At 58.1% G+C, this 2,363-nt stretch carries 2 protein-coding genes; both read right to left on the bottom strand.

Going from position 1 to position 2,363, the window contains the following annotated elements:
* Nucleotides 1-1,399: AAA family ATPase (locus CDE01S_RS17860; protein ID WP_066710898.1), on the bottom strand; the 1,399-nt coding region annotated here is incomplete at its 3' end.
* A gap of 81 nt (nt 1,400-1,480) precedes the next feature.
* On the bottom strand, nt 1,481-2,363 hold an 883-nt coding region (locus CDE01S_RS18770; RefSeq protein WP_066710897.1), incomplete at its 5' end, for a class I SAM-dependent methyltransferase.

The raw sequence follows: 2,363 nt of genomic DNA, 5'->3' as shown, positions 1-2,363 counted from the left end.
TAACCTCAAGCCCAAATATCTCGCGCGTCAGAACGCCAACGTTTTCACCAAACGTTTCGATCTCTGGCCGTTCTGCGTGCACGACACGGCCGCTTCGTCGAACCTTCCAGACACAACGCCTCGGGACCTCTTGAAGAATCACCGGTGAGTGGGTGGCAATGATCGCGACGCCGTTCCGATTCACAAGAAGGTCAGACAGCGCTCGAACGAAAGCCGACAACAGGGGTGGATGAAGATGTGCCTCGGGTTCATCGAGAAGCACTAGAGTACGCTCCTCTACTGTTTCCACCAATCTCGTGATCGTCAGCAGGACGATCTTGTGGCCCGAACTCAGACTGCCGAAAAGCTTGCGCGCAGTCGTCTTGATTTCGTCGTCTTCAAGGTCGGGGGTAGCGAGAGAAGCAACGTCCGCAGCCTTGAAGATCGGGTCGGCTTCCAGCATCTGCAAGGCGCGGCGCCATCGAACTAGCCGGGCCCCTTGGCTGCAGACAAGCACACTGGCGCCGAACTCTGTCGAAAGTCTGTCCGGTGACTTTGGTGCCAGTGGCTTTCCGTCTGTTGTCGTGCCACTGCGCTTCAAGCCGACGTACGCGCAAGGAAGCCCCTCTGACCTGTCGCGCCGGTTGGGTAGCGGCTCGAACGGGTCGAATGCGCTGAATGTGACAGACACCAGGTTTGCGAACAGATCAGTATCGCCTTCGTCTCCGGCGCCGGTGAAGGCCCCTACCGCTCCTGGATCAGGGCGTTTGTCGACGAGCGCGCGCGACATGTTGTTCAACAGGTGCGTCTTGCCTACACCGTTGCGTCCTATCAGGACATGGATGTTCGTCGGTGGCATCGACTCTGGTTCGACAACGAACGAGAGTTCAGTCGGCTCCGGCTTTGACCGACTTGGCTGCGGCCCGGTATATGAGAACTCATACTTCGAAAGCCTCGCACCACCACGCGCTAGGCGGGCGAACTGCCCTTGTACCGTCGATCGCGTCAGAGACCGAAGGAGAGACACACCGGTAACCTTTTCATTCAAGGCGCGAAGGAAGCGCTCTTGATCGAGCGCTGCATCGCGGAGACCGCGAAGAATCTCGTCTCGGAACTCAGGCCCAAGATCATTCAGTGTTTCGTAGTAGCTGTCGTCCTGACCCAACGAAAAGAACTCATCACCGAGCGTCTCAAATGACTCTGGGAGGCTGGGCCTGCGTTGCCCCTCCGCCATGCCAACTTGTCCGATCTTGACTCCGCCGGCACGATGCTCCTTACCCGCAGTGTCAAACACGACGAGCGAATACAGAGTGCTGAACGTGAACCAGTCATCCCAGTTGTCGGTTAACAGGAACGCCTGCGCCTTCGCGCCTTGCGGCGGACGCCTCCCGTTTGGAAGCACGGTGAAGAGCTTTGGCATCTCTACGTCTTTCCTTTACCAAATACGGCTCTCAGTCGCCCCCAACGTCCGTGCCATTCTCACGTAAGAATGGCCAGTTGACTACGCGAGCTTGAGCCTCTCGCCTGCCTTCTCGAAGTGGAGCGGCTTCGATCTCCGGCGAGAAGCATCTGCATCCATGTTAATCACTTTTCCTGACTTCACGAGCCGCACCAGCGAGGCCTGCAGTTCCCCTGGGAACCAGTCCGTCGATTCCAGGATGTCTGCGAACGCCGCTGTGTCGATCCTGCGCTCGCCGGCGCTGAGATACTGGCGCCAGAACGCGTCGACATCGCTTGGGCTGCTGCGGCCTTCGCCCACTTCGGAGCCGACATTGTCCGCGAACAAGTCTGGCGTTCCAGACAGCCGCTCCTGCGCTTCCAATTTTGTCGCTGCACGCACTCTTGTCTGCACGATGTCGACCTTCTCGGAAATTTCCATGAACTCAACGATGCCAGTGTGGTGGCTGGTTAAGTAGACCAGGTGGTACTTGGTCCGCGCCTTCGACGGATGCATGACTCCCACGTATGCTGTCCGGGCGCGGTATTCACCACGACCTGACGGAACGCACGCCTTGAGGCCATCGCGGTACGCGCCAAGTAGAGCTGTCTCCCGCTCGCTCGGGGACATTCCATTCACGTCAACCGATCGACGCAGCAGTTGACGCATTTCGCCTTCGAACGCCGGGATCGAAATGGTGCGGTTGATGAAGTCGTAGATGAAGTTGATCAGAAACTCGGATCGAGGCCGCTTTAAAAGTGGCTCCATCACGTCGATCACGATCGGCGTCCAACCCTTCGGATCCACGAAGAAGAAGGTGAAGGCCGAACTGCCACACCAGGTCAAGATGTCAGTGCGAAGCTGCACAAAGTGACCATGCCGACAGTCGTGCTCGACCTCGGAGGTTGCGCGCTCGGCAAGAAAGGTCGACAGCTTTTTGAAGGCC

The sequence above is a fragment of the Curvibacter delicatus NBRC 14919 genome (genome assembly GCF_001592265.1).
Lineage (GTDB): Bacteria > Pseudomonadota > Gammaproteobacteria > Burkholderiales > Burkholderiaceae_C > Hylemonella > Hylemonella delicata.
The sequence above is the reverse complement of the archived record's forward strand: the minus strand, read 5'-3'. Positions and strand labels throughout refer to the sequence as shown.